The following is a 20732-nucleotide window of genomic DNA, read 5'->3' on the forward strand; positions in this document are numbered from 1 at the left end:
CATGACCGACAATACTCTTCATAAAACTTTCGAAGCCCAATGCCAGGCTGAGATTTCAGCTCAAGGCCAAGACAAGAAAGTCGTTGCGCTGGCCAAGGAGTTTTTCAACGAATCGGCCCGTCACAAGTACAGCTACCATTTTTCCTGGATGGGCCGCCCCATCATCCAGTTGCCGCAGGACATGATGGCCATGCAGGAACTGATCTGGCAGATCAAGCCTGACCTGATCATCGAGTGCGGCATCGCCCACGGCGGTTCGATCATCTACTACGCCTCGTTGCTGGAACTGCAAGGCCATGGTGAAGTGCTGGGCATCGACCTGGATATCCGCCCCCATAACCGTGAAGCCATCGAAAACCACCCGATGAGCAAACGCATCTCGATGATCGAGGGTTCGAGCATCGATGCGGCTATCGCCGAGCAGGTCCATGCAGCGGCCAAAGGCAAGAAAGTCATCCTGGTGCTCGATTCCAACCACACCCACGACCATGTGCTCGAAGAACTGCGTCTGTACGCGCCGCTGGTTTCGGTAGGCAGCTATTGCGTGGTGATGGACACCGTGGTCGAGGACATGCCGGCGGACTTTTTCCCGGATCGTCCATGGGGCCCGGGCGACAACCCGAAAACCGCGGTGTGGAAATACCTCGAGGAAAATGGCGATTTCGAAATTGACCGGCAGTTGCAGAACAAGCTGCTGATCACCGTCGCACCGGATGGCTATCTGCGCCGGGTTCGTTAATTCATCCGTATCAAATCATTGGCGTCTGGCAGGTTGTGGGGACAGGAAATATGCAGGTTCGAAACAATGCTCAAAGCAACGTGGCACCGCTGAACGAGCGGTTCACAGTGGTGGTGATCTCCCACAACCGCAGTGCGTTCCTGCGCCGGACATTGCATTACTACAGCGGTTATCCATGTTCGGTGCTGGTGCTTGATTCATCGGTCGAGCGCGATGAGCAAATTGCCCGGGACTTTCCCTCGGTCGATTACCGGCACTTGCCTCAGTTCACCTACAAGGGGCTGCAAGACAAGCTGGTGTACGGCGTCAATCAGGTCACGACGCCCTACATGGTGTTCGCCGCCGATGACGATTTCCTGCTGCACGATGCCTTGACCGAATCGGTGGAGTTCCTCGAAGCCAACCCTGACTATGGCCTGTGCCATGGCTACGGGATCATGTATTTGTCCTGCGCCACAGAAGTCTGCTATTTCCGCCGTGATCGCAAGGTGCATGAGGACTACAACAGCGAACTGGCCGAGGACCGTGTGATTCGCTTCATGGATCAGTTCCTTCCGCCGTTCTACGCCGTGACCCGCACCGACCTGCTGCAGCAGTGGTACGGCATGCTGCCGCCAGGCACCAGTTTCGAATGGCAGGAAATCGGTCATACCTTTTACTTGCTGGCGTGCGCCAAGGCGCGGATCCTGCCGATTCCGTTCGCCGTGCGCGAACTCAACTACGGCGGTTCCGAGCACAACACCAATGTGTTGACTGTGCTCACCTTCAAGGATGCCAAAAGCGTTGCCGAGCGTGAACAGTTCGCCGAGTTCCTGGCATCCGTGCCTACCCAGCTTACCGAGCAGGCTCCGGAGCGTATCAAACAGATTGCTTTGGACAGTTTTGCGGCCATGGCTGACTGCTTGCAGCAGGGGCGCTCACTCAAAGGTACACAGATCATTCGTTCGGCCTGGCTGGAAGCAGGGGGCGAGCCGATACGTTCGTTTGGCCCACAGCAGTTTGTCGAAATGCCATTTTATAATCAGAGGGTTTTCGATCTGCTGACCCAGTTTGAATTCCTGCTGCATGCAATGCCGGCCGGTCGCCTTCAGCTTCAGCAACTGGAAGGCATCCTGCTGCGCCAGTACGAATTGATGCAGGTGCAACCCAACGACAACGAACGCACGATACGCAGCCGCTTGTGGGAAGCCCAAGGTCTTTATGCGTTCAACCGTACCGTGGTCAAGCGCCTGGCCGAGTCGTTGAAGAACAGCGACGAGCCTGAAGAGGCGGTGAAATTGCAGGCCTGGCTCGAGCGTCTGGACTCGGTGCCGGGACAGCAGGATCGTCAGCTACTGGAGAACATGCACTCCGGCCGCTTGTTGAGCTGGCTTGAAGCACGTAACCCTGATGAACAGCAACTCAAGTCCATCGCCGCCCACCTGGCCGAACATCAGGGCGGGCCGCGGTTTGGCATCCTGTTGCTGGATCTGGACGCTGACATGTTCAAGTTGCAGGCTACCTTCGACAGCCTGGTCAATGGCCATTGCAAAGCATTCAACGTCGTGGTGTTCACCACGGGTGACTTGCCGGCGACCACCACCGCGCGTGACACCGTGCACTTCGTCAAAGTCAGCACCGCCAATTACGTCGAGCGCATCAATCAGATCGTCGGGCAATCCACCGCCGACTGGCTGTTGCTGGCCGAAGCCGGTGACCAGTTCACCCAAAGCGGCCTGCTGCGCGCCAGCCTCGAACTGATCGGTGCCGAGGGCGTGCGCGCGGTGGCCATGGATGAAATCCAGCGCAAGGCCGATGGCGGCCTCACCGACGTATTCCGTCCGGGGGTCAACCTTGATCTGTTGCAATCGGTGCCTTCGTTGATGGCGCGGCACTGGCTGATTCGCCGTGAAGTGCTGACCCAAGTCGGTGGTTTTACCGCGCAATACACCCAGGCCCTGGAACTGGACCTGCTGTTGCGTCTGATCGAGGACGAAGGGCTCAGTGGCCTGGCGCATCTGGCCGAGCCGTTGTTGATCTGCAACGCCCCGACGCAGGAAGAAAACCCTCAAGAGCGTCAGGTGTTGACCCGTCACTTGACTGCCCGGGGTTATCGCGCCCAGGTCACTTCGGCCCAGCCGCTGACCTACCAGATCGATTACCAGCACGCCGAACGGCCGCTGGTGTCGATCATCCTTGAGAGCCGCGACAACTTCGAACACATCCAACAGGCGTTGGTCAGCGTGCTGCAGCGTACCCGCTACCATCGTCATGAAATCGTGATTGCCGACAATCACAGCCAATCCGAAGACCTGATCCAGTGGCTGGATAGCCTGGAAGGCAAGGGCGACCGGATTAGCATCCTGCGCAGCGACCGGCGCTTGAGTACTTCGGCGTTGTACAACTGGGCCAGCGGCCAGGCCAAAGGTGACTATCTGGTGCTGCTGTCGGCCCAGGTGCAAGTGATCAATGCCAACTGGCTCGACAGTCTGCTCAACCAGGCCCAGCGGCCTGAAGTGGGGATCGTCGGCAGCAAACAGATGGACATCCGCGGTGTCACCACCCAGGCCGGTCTGGTGCTTAAACCCGACGGCCAGGTGGGCTCGGTGTTTGTTGGCGAACGCAAGGACGCCAAGGGCTACCTCAACGGTCATCAGGTGGAGCAGAGCTACTCGGCGGTGTCGGGCGCTTGCCTGATGATCCGCAAGGAGCTGTTCGAAGCCGTGGACGGCCTGGACGAGGAGCACTTCGCTGACGCGTTAGCCGATGTCGATCTGTGCCTGAAAGCGGCCGATGCGGGTTATCTCACCGTCTGGACCCCTCAGGCCCAGATGCTGCACCCCGGCACATTCGCCCAAGCGCCACAGGCTGCCGGCGCTCTGCAGGACAAATGGCAGGCGCGCTTTGAACACGACCCGGCCCGTAACCCCAATTTGGCCTTGACCGGCACCGGCTTTGCGCTGGGCACTGCTACGGCTGTCGATTGGTCGCGGTTGCTCGCATAAGCCTGCCAGGCAAAAGGAATCAGGTATGTTCAACGGCAAATCGATTTTCATCTCAGGCGGCACCGGTTCGTTCGGGCGCAATTTCATCCGCCGGTTGCTGGAGCAGTACCAGCCCAAGCGGGTGGTGGTGTTTTCTCGTGACGAACTCAAGCAGTACGAGATGCAACAAACCTTCAATGCCCCGTGCATGCGTTATTTCTTGGGGGACGTGCGTGACGCCGACCGTTTGCGCCAGGCTATGCGTGGGATTGACTACGTGGTGCACGCGGCCGCCCTCAAACAGGTGCCGGCGGCGGAATACAATCCCACCGAATGCATTCGCACCAACGTCAATGGCGCCGAGAACATCATTGCGGCGGCCATCGATAACGGTGTGAAAAAAGTTGTTGCGCTGTCCACCGACAAAGCGGCCAGTCCAATCAACCTGTACGGCGCGACCAAGTTGCTGTCGGACAAACTGTTCGTGGCGGCCAACAATATCGCGGGTGAACAGCAGACCCGGTTCGCCGTGGTGCGCTATGGCAATGTCGCCGGTTCGCGAGGCTCGGTGGTGCCGTTCTTCAGCAAGTTGATCGCAGAGGGTGCGACGCAGCTGCCGATTACCGATGAACGCATGACCCGCTTCTGGATCACCCTCGACCACGGCGTGCAGTTTGTGCTCGACAGCTTTGCCCGCATGCACGGCGGTGAAGTATTCGTGCCAAAGATTCCGTCGATTCGTATCGTCGATCTGGCGTTGGGCATGGCTGGGCATTTGCCTCACAAGAACGTTGGAATTCGTCCTGGCGAAAAACTCCATGAGCTAATGGTGCCGCTCGATGACGCGCGCATGACCATCGAGTTTGCCGATCACTACACCATCCAGCCGTCGATTCGCTTCACCAGCGTGGATGTGGATTTCGCGCTGGACAATCTGGGGGAGTGCGGCAAGCCTGTGGCGGAGGACTTTGAATATCGCTCCGACACCAATCCGCACTTTTTGTCGGTGGATCAGATTGCCGACCTTCATGCCCGGTTGCCGACATGATTCCCTACGGGCGGCAAAGCCTCGATCAAGCTGACATCGATGCGGTGGTCGCGGTATTGCGCTCCGATTGGCTGACCCAGGGGCCGGCGCTTGAGCGTTTCGAACAGGCCATGGCCCTTCGTTGCCAGGCCGATCACGCCGTGGCGGTGTGCAATGCGACCGCTGCGCTGCACATTGCCTGCGTGGCGGCGGGGCTGGGGCCAGGTGATCGTTTATGGACCACCCCCAATACCTTCTTGGCCTCGGCCAACTGCGGGCGTTATTGCGGTGCGCAGGTCGATTTTGTCGATATCGATCCGCTGACCTGGAATCTCGATGCCGATGCCCTTACCACAAAACTTGAAGAGGCCGAGCGCGATGGGGCGCTGCCCAAGGTGTTGGTAGCGGTGGCGTTCTCGGGGCAAAGCTGTGACATGCGCAGAATCGGCCAGCTATCGGAGCGATACGGTTTCACAGTGATCGAGGATGCTTCCCATGCCGTGGGTGCGTCTTATGCGGGTCGACCGGTGGGCTGTGGCGAGTTCGCGGACATGACCGTGTTCAGTTTTCACCCAGTGAAAATCATCACCAGCGCCGAAGGCGGCATGGTCCTGACCAATCGCCCGGACCTGGCACAGCGCCTGCAACGCCTGCGCAGCCACGGAATGACCCGCGAGGCCGGCCAAATGACCGAGCCCAGCCATGGGCCGTGGTATTACCAGCAAGTCGAGTTGGGTTTCAATTACCGCATGACAGACCTGCAGGCCGCGCTGGGGCTCTCGCAGTTGAACAAGCTGGATGGGTTTATCGCACGGCGCCGTGAGCTGGCAGCGCGATACCGTCGTTTGCTGGGCGGTTTGCCATTGACCTTGCCCGGCTTACAGCCCGAGGCGGAATCGGCCTGGCATTTGTATGTGGTGCGCCTGCAACTTGACGGCATCACCCTCAGCCACCTTCAGGTATTCGAGGGCTTGCGCGCGGCCGGGATTGGCGTAAACCTGCATTACATTCCGGTTCATTTGCAACCTTATTACCGTGACCTGGGATTCGCCACAGGTGATTTTCCCCAGGCCGAACGTTATTACAGCGAAGCCATCAGCTTGCCCATGTTTCCTTCCCTCAGTGATGAACAGCAGGACTATGTGGTCGAGCAACTGCGCCGATTGCTTGAGGAGTAACGAGGTGAACGCCATCGCGATCATTCCCGCCCGGGGCGGCAGCAAGCGGATCGCTCGCAAGAACTTGAAGCTGTTCGCTGACGTGCCGATTATTGTCCACTCGATTCGCACGGCCCTGGCCTCGCGGCTGTTCGATGAGGTGATTGTCAGCACCGACGACGAAGAAATCGCCGAGCTAGCGCAGGTTCATGGCGCGCGGGTACCGTTCATGCGTCCGGGCGCGCTGGCTGATGATTTCACCGGGACGGCAGTGGTGATCGCCCATGCGGTGGGCGAGTTGCGCGAGCGGTCGTTCGATTTCGCCTGTTGTATCTATGCCACCGCGCCGCTGTTGCAGGCGCGGTTCCTGCGTGAGGGATTTGAGTTGTTACGCGAGCACCCCGACAAGTCGTTCGCGTTTTCAGTGACCGGTTTTGGTTTTCCCGTACAACGGGCCTTGACCCTGGATGAGCAGGGCGCGCTGACCCCGCTTTATCCGCAGTTTCGCGACACTCGCTCTCAGGACCTGCAGGAAGCTTTCCAGGATGCCGGCCAGTTTTATTGGGGGCGTCGGGAGGCCTGGTTGCGGGGTGACGTGCTGTTTTCCCCCAACAGCCTGCCGGTGATCCTGCCCCGCCATCTGGTGCAGGACATCGATACCCCTGAAGACTGGAAGCGGGCCGAATACCTCTACGCCGCCTTGAAAGCAGGCGGGGAACTGCAATGAGGGTGCTGATTCGCGCGGACGCCTCGCCAACCATTGGCAGCGGGCACATTGCTCGCTGCCTGACGCTGGCTCGCGTGCTGCGCGGGCAGGGGGCACACGTCGCGTTTGCCTGTCGCTCGCTGTCAGGGCATCGATTACAGGCACTAGAAACCGAGGGCTTCGAAACATTTGCCTTGCCGGATCTTTATCCCGGCGAGGACCCGCTGCAGGCGATCGAGTCGTTGCTGCCCTGGCAGGCGGATATCACTGCGTTGGAACAGGCCTTGCGCGCTCAGCAGCGTTTCGACTGGATCATCGTCGACCATTATGGCCTGGACCATCATTGGCAAACCGCCGCACGGCGCTTTGCGCCCCGGATCATGGCCCTGGACGACCTGGCAACACGCACCTATAGCGTCGATCTACTGCTCAATCAGAACCTGTCCGGCACCCGGGACGCGTACGCAGGGCTATTACCCGAGCACTGCCAGACACTGCTCGGGCCGCGGTACGCGTTGTTACGTGATGAGTTTTGTGGTCGGGCGATTGAGCCAAAACCCAATGTCAGACGGGTACTGGTCAACTTCGGCGGGTTTGATGCCGCGATGCAAACCCATCACGCCATGCAAGCGCTGGCGGATTTTGATGATCTTGACGTCGATTTTGTCGCCGGTGCCGACAACCCGGCCTGGGCTCAGATGCAGGCGATGGTGGCGACTCGGCCGCGCTGGCGGTTGCACAGTTTCGTGCGCAACTTTCATCAGCTCATGTTCGAGGCGGACCTGTTCGTCGGCGCCGGTGGAGGTACCAGTTGGGAGCGCGCCGCCATGGGCCTGCCTACGATTTGCATTGCGGTGTCGAACAATCAGCAGGCCAATGGCGAGGTGATGGCGACGTTCGGCGCACACGTTTATCTCGGACCTCGGGAGACGGTCAGCATCGAGCAGTTGCGCCAAGCCATCGGGTTCGTTGCGGACAATCACGGCATGCGCTGTAGTTTGGCCCAGCGCTCACGGCAATTGGTCGATGGCTTGGGCGCAAAAAGGGTCGCAGCGACGCTGGCCGGTGCTTTGCTGCGGATTCGCCCGGCCACGCAAGCCGACGCCCGGCTGCTTTTTGACGGACGTAACGCCGAGGCCGTGCGCCGCGTATCGCTGGATACGTCGATCATTGACTGGGACGGCCATTGCCAATGGCTGCAAGCAAGCCTGGTGAACGCACAGCGCCTGTTGCTGATCGGTGAAACCACGGACGGGCCCGTGGGCGCGTTACGTTATGACTTGCAAGGCACCGAGGCGCTGGTGTCGATTTATCTGTTCGAAAGTCGCCTGGGGCTGGGGTGGGGCAGGGCGCTGCTGGCCCATGGCGAAGCCTTTGCCAGCGCCCATTGGCCTCAACTGCGGACTCTCACCGCGCAAATACTGCCCGGTAATCAAGCATCCCTGAACCTGTTTCGGCAGGCCGGTTTTATTCAAAGTACCTGCGTGTTTACGCGTGTATTGAAGGATCACCCCCATGAGTAGTTTCAAGATCGGCCACCGCAGCATCGGGTCGCAGGTGCCACCGTTCATCATAGCCGAAATGAGCGGCAACCATAACCAGTCCCTGGAGGTGGCGTTGCAGATCGTCGAGGCCGCCGCCCGGGCCGGTGCCCACGCCTTGAAGCTTCAAACCTACACCGCCGATACCATGACGCTGGATTTGAGCGAAGGTGAGTTCTTTATCAAGGACCCCAATAGTTTGTGGGCCGGGACCTCGCTTTATGACTTGTACGAAAAGGCTCATACACCGTGGGAATGGCATGCGCCAATTTTCGCCCGGGCCAAGGCGCTGGGCATGCTGGCGTTCTCGACGCCGTTTGACGAGACAGCCGTGGATTTCCTCGAGAGTCTGGAGGTGCCGGCCTACAAGATCGCCAGTTTCGAAAACACGGACCTGCCGCTGATCCGTCGGGTCGCCGCCACCGGCAAGCCGTTGATCATTTCCACCGGCATGGCCAGCATCGCAGAACTCGACGAAACCGTGCGTGCCGCCCGCCAAGCCGGCTGCAAGGATCTGGTGCTGCTCAAATGCACCAGCACCTATCCAGCCACGCCGGCCAACAGCAACGTGCGCACCATTGCTCATTTGCGAGAATTGTTCGGCTGTGAGGTGGGCTTGTCGGACCATTCCATGGGCGTCGGGGTGTCTGTCGCCGCCGTGGCGTTGGGCGCGACCGTGGTGGAAAAACATTTCACTCTTGACCGCGCCGCCGGCGGAGTGGACGCCAGTTTCTCGCTGGAACCGGCGGAACTCGCGGCGCTGGTGATCGAAACCGAGCGCGCCTGGCAGGCGCTTGGGCAGGTGCACTATGGCGTGACGGAGGCTGAGCGCAAGTCGCTGGTCTATCGTCGTTCGCTGTACGTGACGCAAGACATGAACCCTGGTGATGCGTTTACACCGCAGAACCTGCGGGCCATCCGCCCGGGCCTGGGACTGGCTCCCAAGCATGCGGACGCCGTGATGGGCCGGCACGCGCGCCAGGCGATCGCGCGGGGTACACCCCTGGCCTGGGCACTGGTTGAATAGCTTTGTGATCGAGCTAATCAGTAAAATCGCGTGACCTGTGAGTCATAACGCGCATCTTCACTGTATTGTATTGACCGGGAAGATGGCGCCTGGCCCTTATCAGGCCCAGTGATAGCCCTTTACACTTCCCGTTTGTCGGCGCCCCTCGAATCCTTGCGAGCGGTGGTATTGGGCTGTTTTTAATTGGGAAGCCGTAATGATTGGCATAAAAGGCATTGCGAGCTACGTTCCTGTAGCCGGCGTGGATAATTACGCACAAGGTGCGAAGTTCGACAAGGATGAAGAATTCATCCTGGGCAAGATCGGTTCCGCCTTCTTGCCGCGCAAGGATGACGGGCAGGAAACCTCGGACCTGTGTGTAGAAGCGGCCAATGCGCTGTTTGCCAACAATCCCGGCCTGAAGCGCGAATCTGTCGATGTACTGATCGTCGTTACCCAGAACGGCGACGAAGAAGGCTTGCCTCATACGGCGGCCATCGTTCAGGACAAGCTCGGTTTGCCGACCACCGTGGCGGCGTTTGATATTTCCCTGGGCTGCTCGGGTTATGTCTATGGCATCTACGCCATCAAGGGCTTCATGGAAGCCGCCGGCCTGAAGAATGGCCTGCTGATAACGGCGGACCCGTATTCGAAAATCGTTGATCCAGAAGATCGCAACACCACGATGTTGTTTGGCGACGCCGCTACCGCTACCTGGATGGGCGAGGATGCACCGTGGCACCTGGGCAAGGCCAAGTTCGGCACCGACGGTTCCGGTGCGCCGCACCTGAAGGTCAGCGACGGGGTGTTCTTCATGAACGGTCGCCAAGTGTTCAATTTCGCCTTGATCAAGGTTCCGGCTCATTTGCATGAGTTGCTCGCCGATTCCGATCTGCAAGCCAGCGACATCGATGCGTTCTGCATTCACCAGGGCAGTGCGGCGATTGTCGATGCGGTGGCGCGGCGTTTCGAAGGCGAGCCGGAGAAGTTCATCAAGGATATGGTCGAGACCGGGAACACCGTGTCGTCGAGCATTCCATTGCTGCTGGAAAAGCACGTGCTCGATTCCGACTGGAAACGCGTGGCGTTAAGTGGTTTTGGCGTGGGCCTGTCCTGGGGGTCGGCGATCATTTATCGTCCTTGAGCCGTTAATGCCCGAGCACAAAAAATAGCGTCCAAGGTGTAACCTTGAACGCTATTTTTTTGCCTGATGGAAAAGCGAGACGCCATGAGCGAGTTCTTTGAGCGCAATTTCCAGGTGATCGAGCAACGCTGGCCGGCCGTGGCCCAGCGGTTGCTGCTGGAGAATGCCGGTGAGTTGCAGGCCGATCTGGTGGAGGGCCTGGGTTCGACCCTGAGCATCAACGGCATCCAACTGACCAGTCGGCATGACCGTCTCGCCGAAGCTGAACTGCAAGCGACCAGTCTGCCGCAGGACGCCACCATGGTGCATGTCTACGGCACCGGGTTGGGCGACCTGCAAAACCGCTTGCTGGAGCGGGCAGGGCTCGAGCGGTTGTATGTTCATGTTCTCAACGGCGCGGTGTTTTCCCTGGTACTGCAGGTACTGGATCAGATGCCATGGCTTGCCGATTCCAGGGTGGTGTTGCTCTACGCGGGCGATCTGGCGGAAATCCAGTTGCCATTCTTCGCGCTCCCCACCGAGCTCGTACTGGCCGATGATTACAGTGCCAAGATTCGTGATCGCCTGATCAGCGAAATTCATCTGGACTTCACTAATCGGGAGTTCGATCCCCAAGCCCCCGAGATCGTCGAGCGGCTGCAATCGACATTCAATCTCGTGCGGGACGACCGCGATGTTGCCGAGCTGTTCGGCGCGTTCAAGGGGCGTGAGGCGTTCGTCGTTGCCACCGGTCCCAGCCTTGAGCAACATTTCGAGAGGCTGCGCGGCTTGAATAGCCAAGCCGAGCGGCCGCTGTTGATCTGTGTCGATACGGCCTATCGGCCCTTGATCACCCAAGGCATCCGACCGGATATCGTGGTCAGCATTGATCAACGCATTTCGGCGCGCCACCTTCCGCCCGAAGACACCGGCGACATTGCCCTGGTTTACCTGCCAATGGCGGATCCATCGGTGATTGAAGCCTGGCAGGGTCGCCGTTATGCCGGTTATTCCGCCAGCCCTGTCTATCATCAAATGCGCCAGCAACTGCCTCGGGGCGAGCTGTACGTAGGTGGCAGCGTGATTCATCCGGCCGTGGACCTGGCCGTCAGGATGGGTGCGACGCAGGTCACTTTGTTCGGAGCCGATTTCGCTTTTCCCCATGACAAGACCCATGCGGGTTGGGGCGACGGCGACCTGGGGCCTCAGTTGGACGCATCCAGGCACTGGGTGCTTGATGGCCATGGCCGGCGGGTCAAGACTCAGCTCAACTTCCGTAGCTATTTGTGTGAGCTGGAGCGATTTGTCGCCAAGCACCCTCAGGTGCGCTTTTATAACAGCAGTCGAGATGGAGCGATGATCGTGGGTACTGCTTTTCATCCGGAGTTTGTGCGATGAGCGGCCTTGAGGTGGTCATCGAAGACGCGCGCAGGTGTGCTCGGCTGTTTCGTCTTGGCCGCGATGTCGAGGCGGGGCTGGCGATGGTTGCAGTGGTCGAGGCGGCCCAGCCTTTTGTCGAGCTTATGCCAGGCGATGTCCAGTCATCGTGGGGCGGTTTGCTTGGCTTGATGTTCAACGATCAGCAGGCTCAGAACTGGCTTTCGCTGGCGGACTATCTGGAGTTCGAGTTGGTTGAGCTATTGACCGCTGGTCAGGCGGTTTAAGTCTTTTTCCCCTCCGCTAGGATCGCTGTCTGGACGAATGGCGGCTCCGGCATTTCCCTGACGTCACTTTTTTACCTTCTGAGCACTGCCAAGTCCTTGATTTAGGAGGGGTGGCACCCTGATGGCAAATTATTTGAAAAAACAGCTAAAGCAAGTTCCGATTACGACGATAACTATTACGAAGGTTCTCTAGGCCACACCCGGCGGTTGCCAGGGCCGGAAGCCGCAGTACCCAACCAACGAGGAATTCGTCATGGCTTTAACAGTAAACACCAACGTCACATCGTTGAACGTTCAGAAGAACCTGAACCGGGCTTCCGATGCTCTCTCCACTTCGATGACCCGTCTGTCTTCCGGCCTGAAAATCAACAGCGCCAAAGATGACGCCGCCGGCCTGCAGATCGCTACCCGTATGACTTCGCAAATCCGCGGTCAGACTGTTGCGATCAAAAACGCCAACGACGGTATCTCCATCGCTCAGACCGCTGAAGGCGCTCTGCAGGAATCCACCAACATCCTGCAGCGTATGCGTGAACTGGCTGTCCAGGCTCGAAACGACTCCAACGGTACTGCTGACCGTGACGCTCTGAACAAAGAATTTGCTCAGATGTCGGACGAACTGACCCGTATCGCCGAGTCGACCAACCTGAACGGCAAGAACCTGATCGACGGTTCCGCTGGCACCATGACTTTCCAGGTCGGCTCCAACACTGGTGCTACCAACCAGATCACTCTGACCCTGGATAGCGGCTTCGACGCTGCAACCTTGAGCGTTGACTCTGCTGCCATCGCCATTACCGGTAACGACAGCGCCACGGCCGAAGCCAGCACCGCTGCTGCAATCGATGCAATCGACGCTGCTCTGGCAACCATCAACTCCAGCCGTGCTGACCTCGGTGCTGCACAAAACCGTCTGACCAGCACCATCTCCAACCTGCAGAACGTCAACGAAAACGCCGCCGCTGCACTGGGTCGTGTACAAGACACCGACTTCGCTGCTGAAACTGCCCAGCTGACCAAGCAGCAGACTCTGCAACAGGCTTCCACTTCGGTTCTGGCCCAGGCCAACCAACTGCCATCCGCTGTACTGAAGCTGCTTCAGTAATAGTCGGATGAGTTTTAGCGGGGGAGTGCGCTTGCGTACTCTCTCGCTTTTTCCGTTCAAGAGGTGATGGACATGGATATGAGCGTGAAGCTGAACTTGTCTTATCCAGCTGCGAAGCCGGCGACGACATTTGCCGACAAGCCAGTGGAGAAGCCTCGAGCCGATGCTGCCACCGTGGTACCGGTCAAGGATGAGCCAAAAGACGCTGAGGCCGAGCAGGAAAAGCTGAAGAGAGCGGTTCAGGAGATCGAAACCTTTGTTCAGTCGGTCAAGCGCAACCTGGAGTTCTCAATCGATGAGCCTTCAGGCAAAGTGGTCGTCAAAGTGATTGCCAGTGGTTCCGGTGAAGTGATTCGCCAGATCCCTAACGAAGAAGTGCTCAAACTGGCGAACAGTTTGAATGATGCAAGCAGCCTGTTGTTCAGCGCACAAGCCTGATAGCTGGCACGAATTTTGTTGTTTGGTTCTTTTGACGTTTTAAAGGTCAAAAGACCGGCGGCACACTGAAGGGAGTCCCACATGGCAAGTCCAATTCTACCTGGCTTGGGTTTAGGCTCTGGCCTTGATACCGGTGCTATCGTCAAGGCATTGGTGGATTCTGACAAAGCAGCCAAGCAAGGTCAGATTGACCGTGCCACCAAGACCAATACCGCCAATATTTCGGGGATCGGCACCCTGAAGTCACTGTTGGCTACCTTCCAGTCCGCGCTTGAAAGCCTGGGCAGCACCACCACGCCTCAATTCACCGGTGTTTCCGCTACTTCGGCCAATACCAGTGCGCTGACGGTGACAGCCGGGAATTCGGCGGTAAGTGGTATCTACTCGGTCAAAGTCACTCAGCTGGCAACCTCCTCAAAAGTTGCCACGGCTGCTTTCGCCGGTGGCGCTTCCAGTGCGGTGGAGACCGGTACGCTGACCATCAGCCAGGGCGGTACGGATTACACCCTTGATATCCCTGCTGATTCGACGCTGCAGTCGGTTCGGGACGCTATCAACAGCAAATACTCCTCCAGCGGTCTGACCGCCAACATCGTGACCGACAGTTTTGGTTCACGTCTTGTGGTGGGCTCGACTAAAACTGGTGCGGGTAACGATATTTCCCTCAGCGGTGTTGCCAGTCTTGCGGCTGACGGCTCTGTAGCGATGGCTACCCCCCCCACCGCGACTTCTTCAGGTTCTCTGGTGTTCGCACAGGATGCCGAGTTCAGCGTCGACGGCCTGGCGATGACCAGTCCGACCAACAAGTTGGATAACGTGGTCTCAGGCTTGAGTATGACGTTAGTCGTTGCCGATACCGGCCCGACGACCGTCACCGTTGCTGCCAATACCGACGGTCTGAAAGCTTCGATCCAGAAATTTGTCGATGCTTATAACGCGATCGCGAAGGCCGTGACTTCCCTGACCAAGCCATCGACAGATGCCGAAGGTAACTCGGTTCCGGCAGCATTGACCGGCGACTCATTGCCTCGTTCGCTTTTGGCGGCTATTCGCGCGCCTTTGTCCGAAACCGGTGCTGGCGATAAGCTGACCGTGTTGTCGCAGCTGGGAATTACCACCAATCAGACGACTGGTGCCCTGGATTTTGACAGTACAAAGTTCGCAACCGCTGTGAACGAAAAGCAATTGGGTGGGGAAATCCAGACCCTGTTCACTGGGGAGAATGGCCTGATCGAGCGCATGCAGAATGCACTCAATCCCTACACGGAGACCAGTAAGAAGGACTCCAACGGGAAGACCGTGGATAACATCCTGACGGCTCGATCCAAGAACCTGGAAGTTCTCAAGGCGAAACTGAGCGAAGATCAGTTGGCCCTTGATCGCCGAATCGAGACCCTCACCGCGGTGCTGACCAAAAAGTACAACGACATGGATACCCTGGTGGGCAGGCTGAAAGCCACTGCCAGTAACATCACCTCGATGTTCGAAGCCATGACGGCACAGCAGAAAAACAGCTGATTCTGGTCGATACACAAAAGCCCGGTAGCGTCTCAGGACGCTCCGGGCTTTCGGCTTTTTCGATCTAAAGTTTTTTGACGCGGCGTCGATACGCTGTTTATACGAACCGAAGTTTTTTTTTGATGAGGTAGAACATGAATCCGATGTTAGCCCTTCGCCAATACCAGAAGATTGGCGCCCAGGCGCAAACCTCCGAAGCAAGTCCCCATCGTCTGGTGCAGATGCTGATGGAGGGCGGGCTGGACCGCATTGCCCAGGCCAAGGGTGCGATGGAGCGCAAGGATATCGCCAATAAAGGCGTACTGATCAGTAAGGCCATCGGCATCATTGGCGGTTTGCGTGAAGGCCTGGACCTGGAAAACCAGGCCGCGTCGGTCACCGAGCTGGATAGCCTCTATACCTACATGATGAAGCGCCTTGCCGAAGCCAACGCCAAGACTGATCCGAAGATCCTCGACGAAGTCGCCGATCTGCTGAGCACGGTCAAGGAAGGTTGGGATGCCATCGCCGTACCGGGTCCGCAATTCTAAGGAGCACGCTCATGAGTCTTGTCTTGCAGCGAATCGAACAAACCCGTGATGCCCTGGTCGGTGCCCTGGCCGAGCGCAACTGGGAGGCAATCGGTCAATTGGACCTGGCTTGCCGTTCCTGCATGGAAGACGTTCTGAGCGAGCCTGAGGTAGACGAGGCGGCGTTGCGGAGCAATCTTGAGGAGTTGCTGGGGGTCTATCGGCAGCTGCTGGAGGCGGCCACTGGCGAGCGTCAGGCGATTGTCGACGAGATGTCGCAGATCCATCAAGCGCAGAACGCGGCAAAGGTTTACCATCTGTTCGGTTAACGCTCAGTTAATCCGAACAAAGTGCGCCATAAATTTGACTGTGCACGGTTTTTTGACTTAACTAGTGGCTGTTTACAGATTTCAGGCGTCTACAGGCATGACAAGTCTGCAAGCGTCTAGCTTGCCCCCAAATTCCGGGCATTGAGTTGACTAGGGAAGTTGCTATTGCATGTGGCGTGAAACCAAAATTCTCCTGATCGATGACGATAGCGTCCGCCGCCGCGATTTGGCGGTGATCCTAAATTTTCTTGGTGAAGAAAATTTACCCTGCGGAAGCCATGACTGGCAGCAGGCCGTCGGCTCTTTGTCGTCCAGTCGTGAGGTCATTTGCGTTCTGATCGGAACCGTAAATGCACCCGCAACGCTTTTGGGCTTGCTAAAGACACTCTCAACCTGGGATGAGTTCCTTCCGGTTTTGTTAATGGGCGAAAATTCTTCCGTTGACTTGCCTGAGGACCAGCGCCGCCGGGTACTTTCCACCTTGGAAATGCCTCCCAGCTACAGCAAGTTGCTCGATTCGCTGCACCGCGCCCAGGTTTATCGCGAGATGTACGACCAGGCGCGCGAGCGCGGCCGGCATCGCGAGCCCAACCTTTTCCGTAGTCTTGTTGGCACCAGTCGGGCGATCCAGCATGTGCGCCAGATGATGCAGCAGGTCGCCGATACCGACGCCAGCGTGTTGATCCTGGGTGAGTCGGGCACCGGTAAGGAAGTGGTTGCGCGTAACCTGCACTACCATTCCAAGCGTCGCGAAGCGCCGTTCGTGCCGGTCAACTGCGGTGCGATCCCGGCCGAGTTGCTCGAGAGCGAACTGTTCGGACACGAGAAGGGCGCCTTCACCGGCGCCATCACCAGCCGGGCCGGGCGGTTCGAGTTGGCCAACGGCGGCACGCTGTTTCTCGATGAAATCGGTGATATGCCGTTGCCGATGCAGGTCAAGTTGCTGCGAGTCTTGCAGGAGCGCACCTTCGAGCGCGTGGGCAGCAACAAGACCCAGAGCGTCGATGTGCGAATCATCGCCGCGACCCACAAGAACCTCGAGAGCATGATCGAGGTGGGCAGTTTCCGCGAAGACCTCTATTACCGCCTCAATGTTTTCCCGATTGAAATGGCACCGCTGCGTGAGCGGGTCGAAGACATCCCGCTGCTGATGAACGAACTGATTTCGCGCATGGAGCACGAGAAGCGCGGCTCGATCCGTTTCAACTCGGCGGCAATCATGTCCCTGTGCCGCCACGGTTGGCCGGGTAACGTCCGTGAGCTGGCCAATCTGGTCGAGCGCATGGCGATCATGCATCCCTACGGAGTGATCGGCGTGGTCGAGTTGCCGAAGAAATTCCGTTATGTCGACGATGAAGACGAGCAAATGGTCGATAGCCTGCGCAGCGATCTGGAAGAGCGCGTGGCGATCAACGGCCATACGCCGGACTTCACCGCCAATGCCTTGCTGCCACCAGAAGGCCTTGACCTCAAGGATTATCTGGGAGGCCTGGAACAAGGCCTTATCCAGCAGGCTCTGGACGATGCCAACGGTATCGTGGCCCGCGCCGCCGAACGCCTGCGCATCCGTCGTACCACCCTGGTGGAGAAGATGCGCAAGTACGGCATGAGCCGTCGCGAAGGAGATGAACAGGCGGATGATTGACGCCTGTTTTCCAACCGCCTGATTTTTCAGGCGGTTTTTTTTCGGCACGGGTATTGCTACATCCCTCGCAACGTTCCGTTTAACTGACGGTCAGCCAAGCGAGAGAGCACGATGACCCAAGCCGCCCAGATCTCCCCTGTCCCCGAGCCGGGGATCATGCCGTCCGCCGAACAGGCAAGCCGGGTTGGACTTGAGCAGGCCTTTTCGCTGTTCGACCAGATGTCCAGCCGGTTGACCGATTCCTACAGCCTGCTCGAAGCTCGCGTCACTGAGCTCAAGGGCGAGCTGGCAGTGGTCAGTGCCCAGCGCATGCAGGAACTGGCGGAAAAGGAACGGCTGGCCAATCGGCTGCAAAATCTCCTCGACCTGTTGCCCGGTGGCGTTATCGTCATCGATGCCCATGGTCGCGTGCGCGAAGCCAATCCGGCGGCCTGCGAGCTGCTTGGCCTGCCATTGGAGGGCGAGTTGTGGCGGCACGTCATCGCCCGCTGCTTCGCCCCGCGTGAAGACGACGGCCATGAAGTGTCGCTCAAGGACGGTCGGCGCCTGTCCATCTCCACTCGTTCGCTGGACGCCGAGCCCGGGCAATTGGTGCTGCTCAATGACCTGACTGAAACCCGTCACCTGCAAGATCAACTGGCCCGCCACGAGCGTCTGTCTTCCCTGGGGCGGATGGTGGCCTCGCTGGCTCATCAGATTCGTACGCCGCTGTCGGCTGCTTTGCTGTACGCCAGTCATCTGACCGAGCAGCAGTTGCCGATGGAGACCCAGCAACGCTTCGCCGGGCGCTTGAAAGAGCGGTTGCACGAGCTGGAGCATCAGGTGCGCGACATGCTGGTGTTCGCTCGTGGCGAGTTGCCATTGACCGATCGCGTCACCCCCAAGGTCTTGCTGCAATCCTTGCAAGCCGCCGCATTGACTCACGTGCAGGACCTGCCAATTCGCTGGCAATGCGACAGCTATGATGGCGAGGTGTTGTGTAATCGCGACACCCTGGTGGGCGCAGTGTTGAACCTGATCGAAAACGCGGTCCAGGCCAGCGGCGGCGACGTCCGGCTGAAAGTGCACTTGTACACACGGGGCAACACCTTGCGCTTGTGTGTCAGTGACAGTGGTAGCGGCATCGAGCCAGCGGTGCTGGCGCGTTTGGGCGAACCCTTTTTTACCACCAAGACTACAGGCACGGGCTTGGGCCTGACCGTAGTCAAGGCTGTGGCGCGTGCCCATCAGGGAGAATTGCAACTGCGCTCGCGTCTGGGGCGTGGCACCTGTGCACTGGTGCTTTTGCCATTGTTTTCCAGTACGCCGGGAGTGGAGTGAAGTTCATGGCGATCAAGGTGTTACTGGTTGAGGATGACCGGGCCCTGCGTGAGGCGCTGGCCGATACCCTGGTGCTGGCCGGGCACGATTACACCGCCGTCGGTTCGGCGGAAGATGCTTTGCTGGCCGTGGCTCAAGAGACCTTCGGCCTGGTGGTCAGTGACGTCAACATGCCGGGCATGGATGGGCACCAGCTGCTTGGTCTGTTGCGCGCCCGCCAACCTCAATTGCCGGTCCTGCTGATGACTGCCCACGGTGCCGTCGAGCGCGCCGTGGATGCCATGCGCCAGGGGGCTGCGGATTATCTGGTCAAGCCGTTCGAGCCCAAGGCGCTGTTGGACCTGGTGGCCCGCCATGCCCTGGGCAGCCCTGCCGTCGAGGGTGAAGGCCCGGTCGCGATCGAACCGGCCAGTGCGCAGTTGCTGGCGTTGGCCGCGCGGGTGGCTCGCAGCGACTCCACTGTTTTGATTTCCGGCGAATCCGGCACCGGCAAGGAGGTGCTGGCGCGCTACATTCACCAGCAATCCCGGCGTGCCAGCGAACCGTTCATTGCCATCAACTGTGCGGCGATTCCCGACAATATGTTGGAGGCGACGCTGTTCGGTCACGAGAAGGGCTCGTTTACTGGCGCCATCTCGGCCCAGGCTGGCAAGTTCGAGCAGGCTGACGGTGGCACCATTCTGCTCGATGAAATTTCCGAAATGCCCCTTGGCCTGCAAGCCAAGCTGTTGCGCGTGTTGCAGGAGCGGGAAGTGGAGCGAGTCGGTGCGCGCAAGCCTATCAGCCTGGATATCCGCGTGGTGGCGACCACCAACCGCGACCTGGCTGGCGAAGTGGCGGCAGGGCGTTTTCGCGAAGACCTTTACTACCGTCTGTCAGTATTTCCGCTGGCCTGGCGACCGTTGCGCGAGCGCACCGCCGATATCCTGCCGCTGGCCGAGCGTCTGCTGACCAAACACGTCAATAAAATGAAGCATGCGGCAGCCAGGCTGTCCCCCGAGGCACAGGCGTTTCTGATCGCCTACCCTTGGCCTGGCAACGTACGGGAGCTGGATAACGCGATTCAGCGGGCATTGATTCTGCAGCAGGGCGGTCTGATCCAGCCGGAAGATTTTTGCCTGAGCGGTCCGGTGGCCTGCGCGCCATTGCCGGCCGTGTCAGCGGTCCCGGCGTTCGCCCCTCCGGCGGAAGTGGAGGGCGAATCGGCCGGTGCTTTGGGGGACGACCTGCGTCGTCGCGAATTCCAGATGATCATCGACACCCTGCGCGCCGAGCGCGGGCGTCGCAAGGAAGCGGCCGAGCGCCTGGGGATCAGCCCGCGCACCCTGCGCTACAAGCTGGCGCAAATGCGTGACGCCGGCATGGACGTCGAGGCCTACCTGTTCGCCAGTTGAGTGATGTGCACCGAATATCCCTGGTGGGAGCGGGCTTGCTCGCGAAAGCGATTTACCAGTCGCCGTTGCATTGACTGAACCACCGCCTTCGCGAGCAAGCCCGCTCCCACATGCATTTGTTTTTTACGGTCACGGAGCTGGCACCCTTGTTGCTAATACCTGTGTACCCGCTGAGTAAGTGTCAAAAAAATGCGGGCCGCCAGAGAGAGTAGACCATGAGCCAAGGTATTGAATTTAATCGGTTGATGCTGGACATGCGGGCCATGCAAATGGACGCCATGGCACAGCCTAAGTCGGTCGCGGTCCCGGAAGTGGGCGCCAGCAGTTTTTCCGACATGCTCGGTCAGGCCGTCAATAAAGTGAACGATACCCAGCAGGCATCGAGTCAGTTGGCCAGTGCTTTCGAGATTGGCAAAAGTGGCGTCGATCTGACGGACGTGATGATCTCTTCGCAGAAAGCCAGTGTCTCGTTTCAGGCGTTGACCCAGGTTCGTAACAAGCTGGTTCAAGCCTACCAAGACATCATGCAGATGCCGGTCTAAGGAAAT

At 58.9% G+C, this 20732-nt stretch carries 19 protein-coding genes; all 19 read left to right on the forward strand.

Translation table 11 applies throughout. The annotated features are described in order from the left end of the window. Window position 1: 1 nt before the first annotated feature. Window positions 2–739 carry a cephalosporin hydroxylase family protein gene (locus tag QOM08_RS07705; protein WP_316912771.1) on the forward strand — a complete coding sequence of 246 codons (738 nt, stop codon included), beginning with the start codon at window positions 2–4 and terminating at the stop codon, window positions 737–739. A 50-nt stretch (window positions 740–789) separates the two neighbouring features. Beyond that, the gene (locus tag QOM08_RS07710; protein WP_316912772.1) at window positions 790–3723 is read left to right on the forward strand and encodes a TIGR00180 family glycosyltransferase; all 2934 of its coding nucleotides are present in this window, start codon (window positions 790–792) and stop codon (window positions 3721–3723) included. Between the two features lie 25 nt (window positions 3724–3748). After that, window positions 3749–4750 (forward strand): UDP-N-acetylglucosamine 4,6-dehydratase (inverting), encoded by a 1002-nt coding sequence (gene pseB, locus QOM08_RS07715; RefSeq protein WP_173407218.1) that lies wholly within the window; start codon window positions 3749–3751, stop codon window positions 4748–4750. Beyond that, window positions 4747–5907, forward strand: coding sequence for a UDP-4-amino-4,6-dideoxy-N-acetyl-beta-L-altrosamine transaminase (pseC, locus tag QOM08_RS07720; protein ID WP_316912773.1), 1161 nt, complete (start codon window positions 4747–4749; stop codon window positions 5905–5907). Before pseB ends, pseC begins: the two co-directional genes overlap by 4 nt. Before the next feature lie 4 nt (window positions 5908–5911). Beyond that, on the forward strand, window positions 5912–6613 hold the full coding sequence (pseF, locus tag QOM08_RS07725) for a pseudaminic acid cytidylyltransferase (RefSeq protein WP_316912774.1): 702 nt from the start codon (window positions 5912–5914) through the stop codon (window positions 6611–6613). Continuing rightward, complete coding sequence (gene pseG / locus QOM08_RS07730; protein ID WP_316912775.1) at window positions 6610–8115, forward strand: UDP-2,4-diacetamido-2,4,6-trideoxy-beta-L-altropyranose hydrolase; 1506 nt, start codon at window positions 6610–6612, stop codon at window positions 8113–8115. Before pseF ends, pseG begins: the two co-directional genes overlap by 4 nt. Beyond that, the gene (gene pseI / locus QOM08_RS07735; RefSeq protein WP_316912776.1) at window positions 8108–9160 is read left to right on the forward strand and encodes a pseudaminic acid synthase; all 1053 of its coding nucleotides are present in this window, start codon (window positions 8108–8110) and stop codon (window positions 9158–9160) included. Before pseG ends, pseI begins: the two co-directional genes overlap by 8 nt. Before the next feature lie 196 nt (window positions 9161–9356). Further along, window positions 9357–10283: a ketoacyl-ACP synthase III gene (locus QOM08_RS07740; protein ID WP_047226235.1), complete on the forward strand. Its 927-nt coding sequence runs from the start codon at window positions 9357–9359 to the stop codon at window positions 10281–10283. A gap of 84 nt (window positions 10284–10367) precedes the next feature. Further along, window positions 10368–11660, forward strand: coding sequence for a motility associated factor glycosyltransferase family protein (locus QOM08_RS07745; protein WP_316912777.1), 1293 nt, complete (start codon window positions 10368–10370; stop codon window positions 11658–11660). After that, entirely contained in the window at window positions 11657–11926 is a 270-nt protein-coding gene (locus QOM08_RS07750; RefSeq protein ID WP_316912778.1) for a hypothetical protein, read from the forward strand. Before QOM08_RS07745 ends, QOM08_RS07750 begins: the two co-directional genes overlap by 4 nt. A gap of 253 nt (window positions 11927–12179) precedes the next feature. Continuing rightward, the gene (locus tag QOM08_RS07755) at window positions 12180–13031 is read left to right on the forward strand and encodes a flagellin domain-containing protein (protein WP_047226238.1); all 852 of its coding nucleotides are present in this window, start codon (window positions 12180–12182) and stop codon (window positions 13029–13031) included. Window positions 13032–13103: 72 nt separating this feature from the next. Then, complete coding sequence (locus QOM08_RS07760) at window positions 13104–13469, forward strand: flagellar protein FlaG (protein ID WP_047226239.1); 366 nt, start codon at window positions 13104–13106, stop codon at window positions 13467–13469. An 81-nt stretch (window positions 13470–13550) separates the two neighbouring features. Next, window positions 13551–14987 (forward strand): flagellar filament capping protein FliD, encoded by a 1437-nt coding sequence (gene fliD, locus QOM08_RS07765; RefSeq protein ID WP_107322129.1) that lies wholly within the window; start codon window positions 13551–13553, stop codon window positions 14985–14987. Window positions 14988–15121: 134 nt separating this feature from the next. Continuing rightward, on the forward strand, window positions 15122–15517 hold the full coding sequence (gene fliS, locus QOM08_RS07770; RefSeq protein WP_107322130.1) for a flagellar export chaperone FliS: 396 nt from the start codon (window positions 15122–15124) through the stop codon (window positions 15515–15517). An 11-nt stretch (window positions 15518–15528) separates the two neighbouring features. Further along, complete coding sequence (locus QOM08_RS07775) at window positions 15529–15825, forward strand: hypothetical protein (protein ID WP_047226242.1); 297 nt, start codon at window positions 15529–15531, stop codon at window positions 15823–15825. Between the two features lie 169 nt (window positions 15826–15994). Continuing rightward, a complete protein-coding gene (locus tag QOM08_RS07780) occupies window positions 15995–17470 on the forward strand; it encodes a sigma-54 dependent transcriptional regulator (protein ID WP_047226243.1) in 1476 nt (491 codons plus the stop codon). Between the two features lie 111 nt (window positions 17471–17581). Next, a complete protein-coding gene (locus QOM08_RS07785) occupies window positions 17582–18790 on the forward strand; it encodes a sensor histidine kinase (protein ID WP_316912779.1) in 1209 nt (402 codons plus the stop codon). 5 nt (window positions 18791–18795) lie between these two features. After that, complete coding sequence (locus QOM08_RS07790) at window positions 18796–20184, forward strand: sigma-54-dependent transcriptional regulator (RefSeq protein WP_047226245.1); 1389 nt, start codon at window positions 18796–18798, stop codon at window positions 20182–20184. A gap of 215 nt (window positions 20185–20399) precedes the next feature. Further along, window positions 20400–20726: a flagellar hook-basal body complex protein FliE gene (gene fliE / locus QOM08_RS07795; protein ID WP_047226246.1), complete on the forward strand. Its 327-nt coding sequence runs from the start codon at window positions 20400–20402 to the stop codon at window positions 20724–20726. Window positions 20727–20732: the final 6 nt, after the last annotated feature.

The sequence above is a fragment of the Pseudomonas sp. P105 genome (genome assembly GCF_032614175.1).
GTDB lineage: Bacteria > Pseudomonadota > Gammaproteobacteria > Pseudomonadales > Pseudomonadaceae > Aquipseudomonas > Aquipseudomonas rhizophila.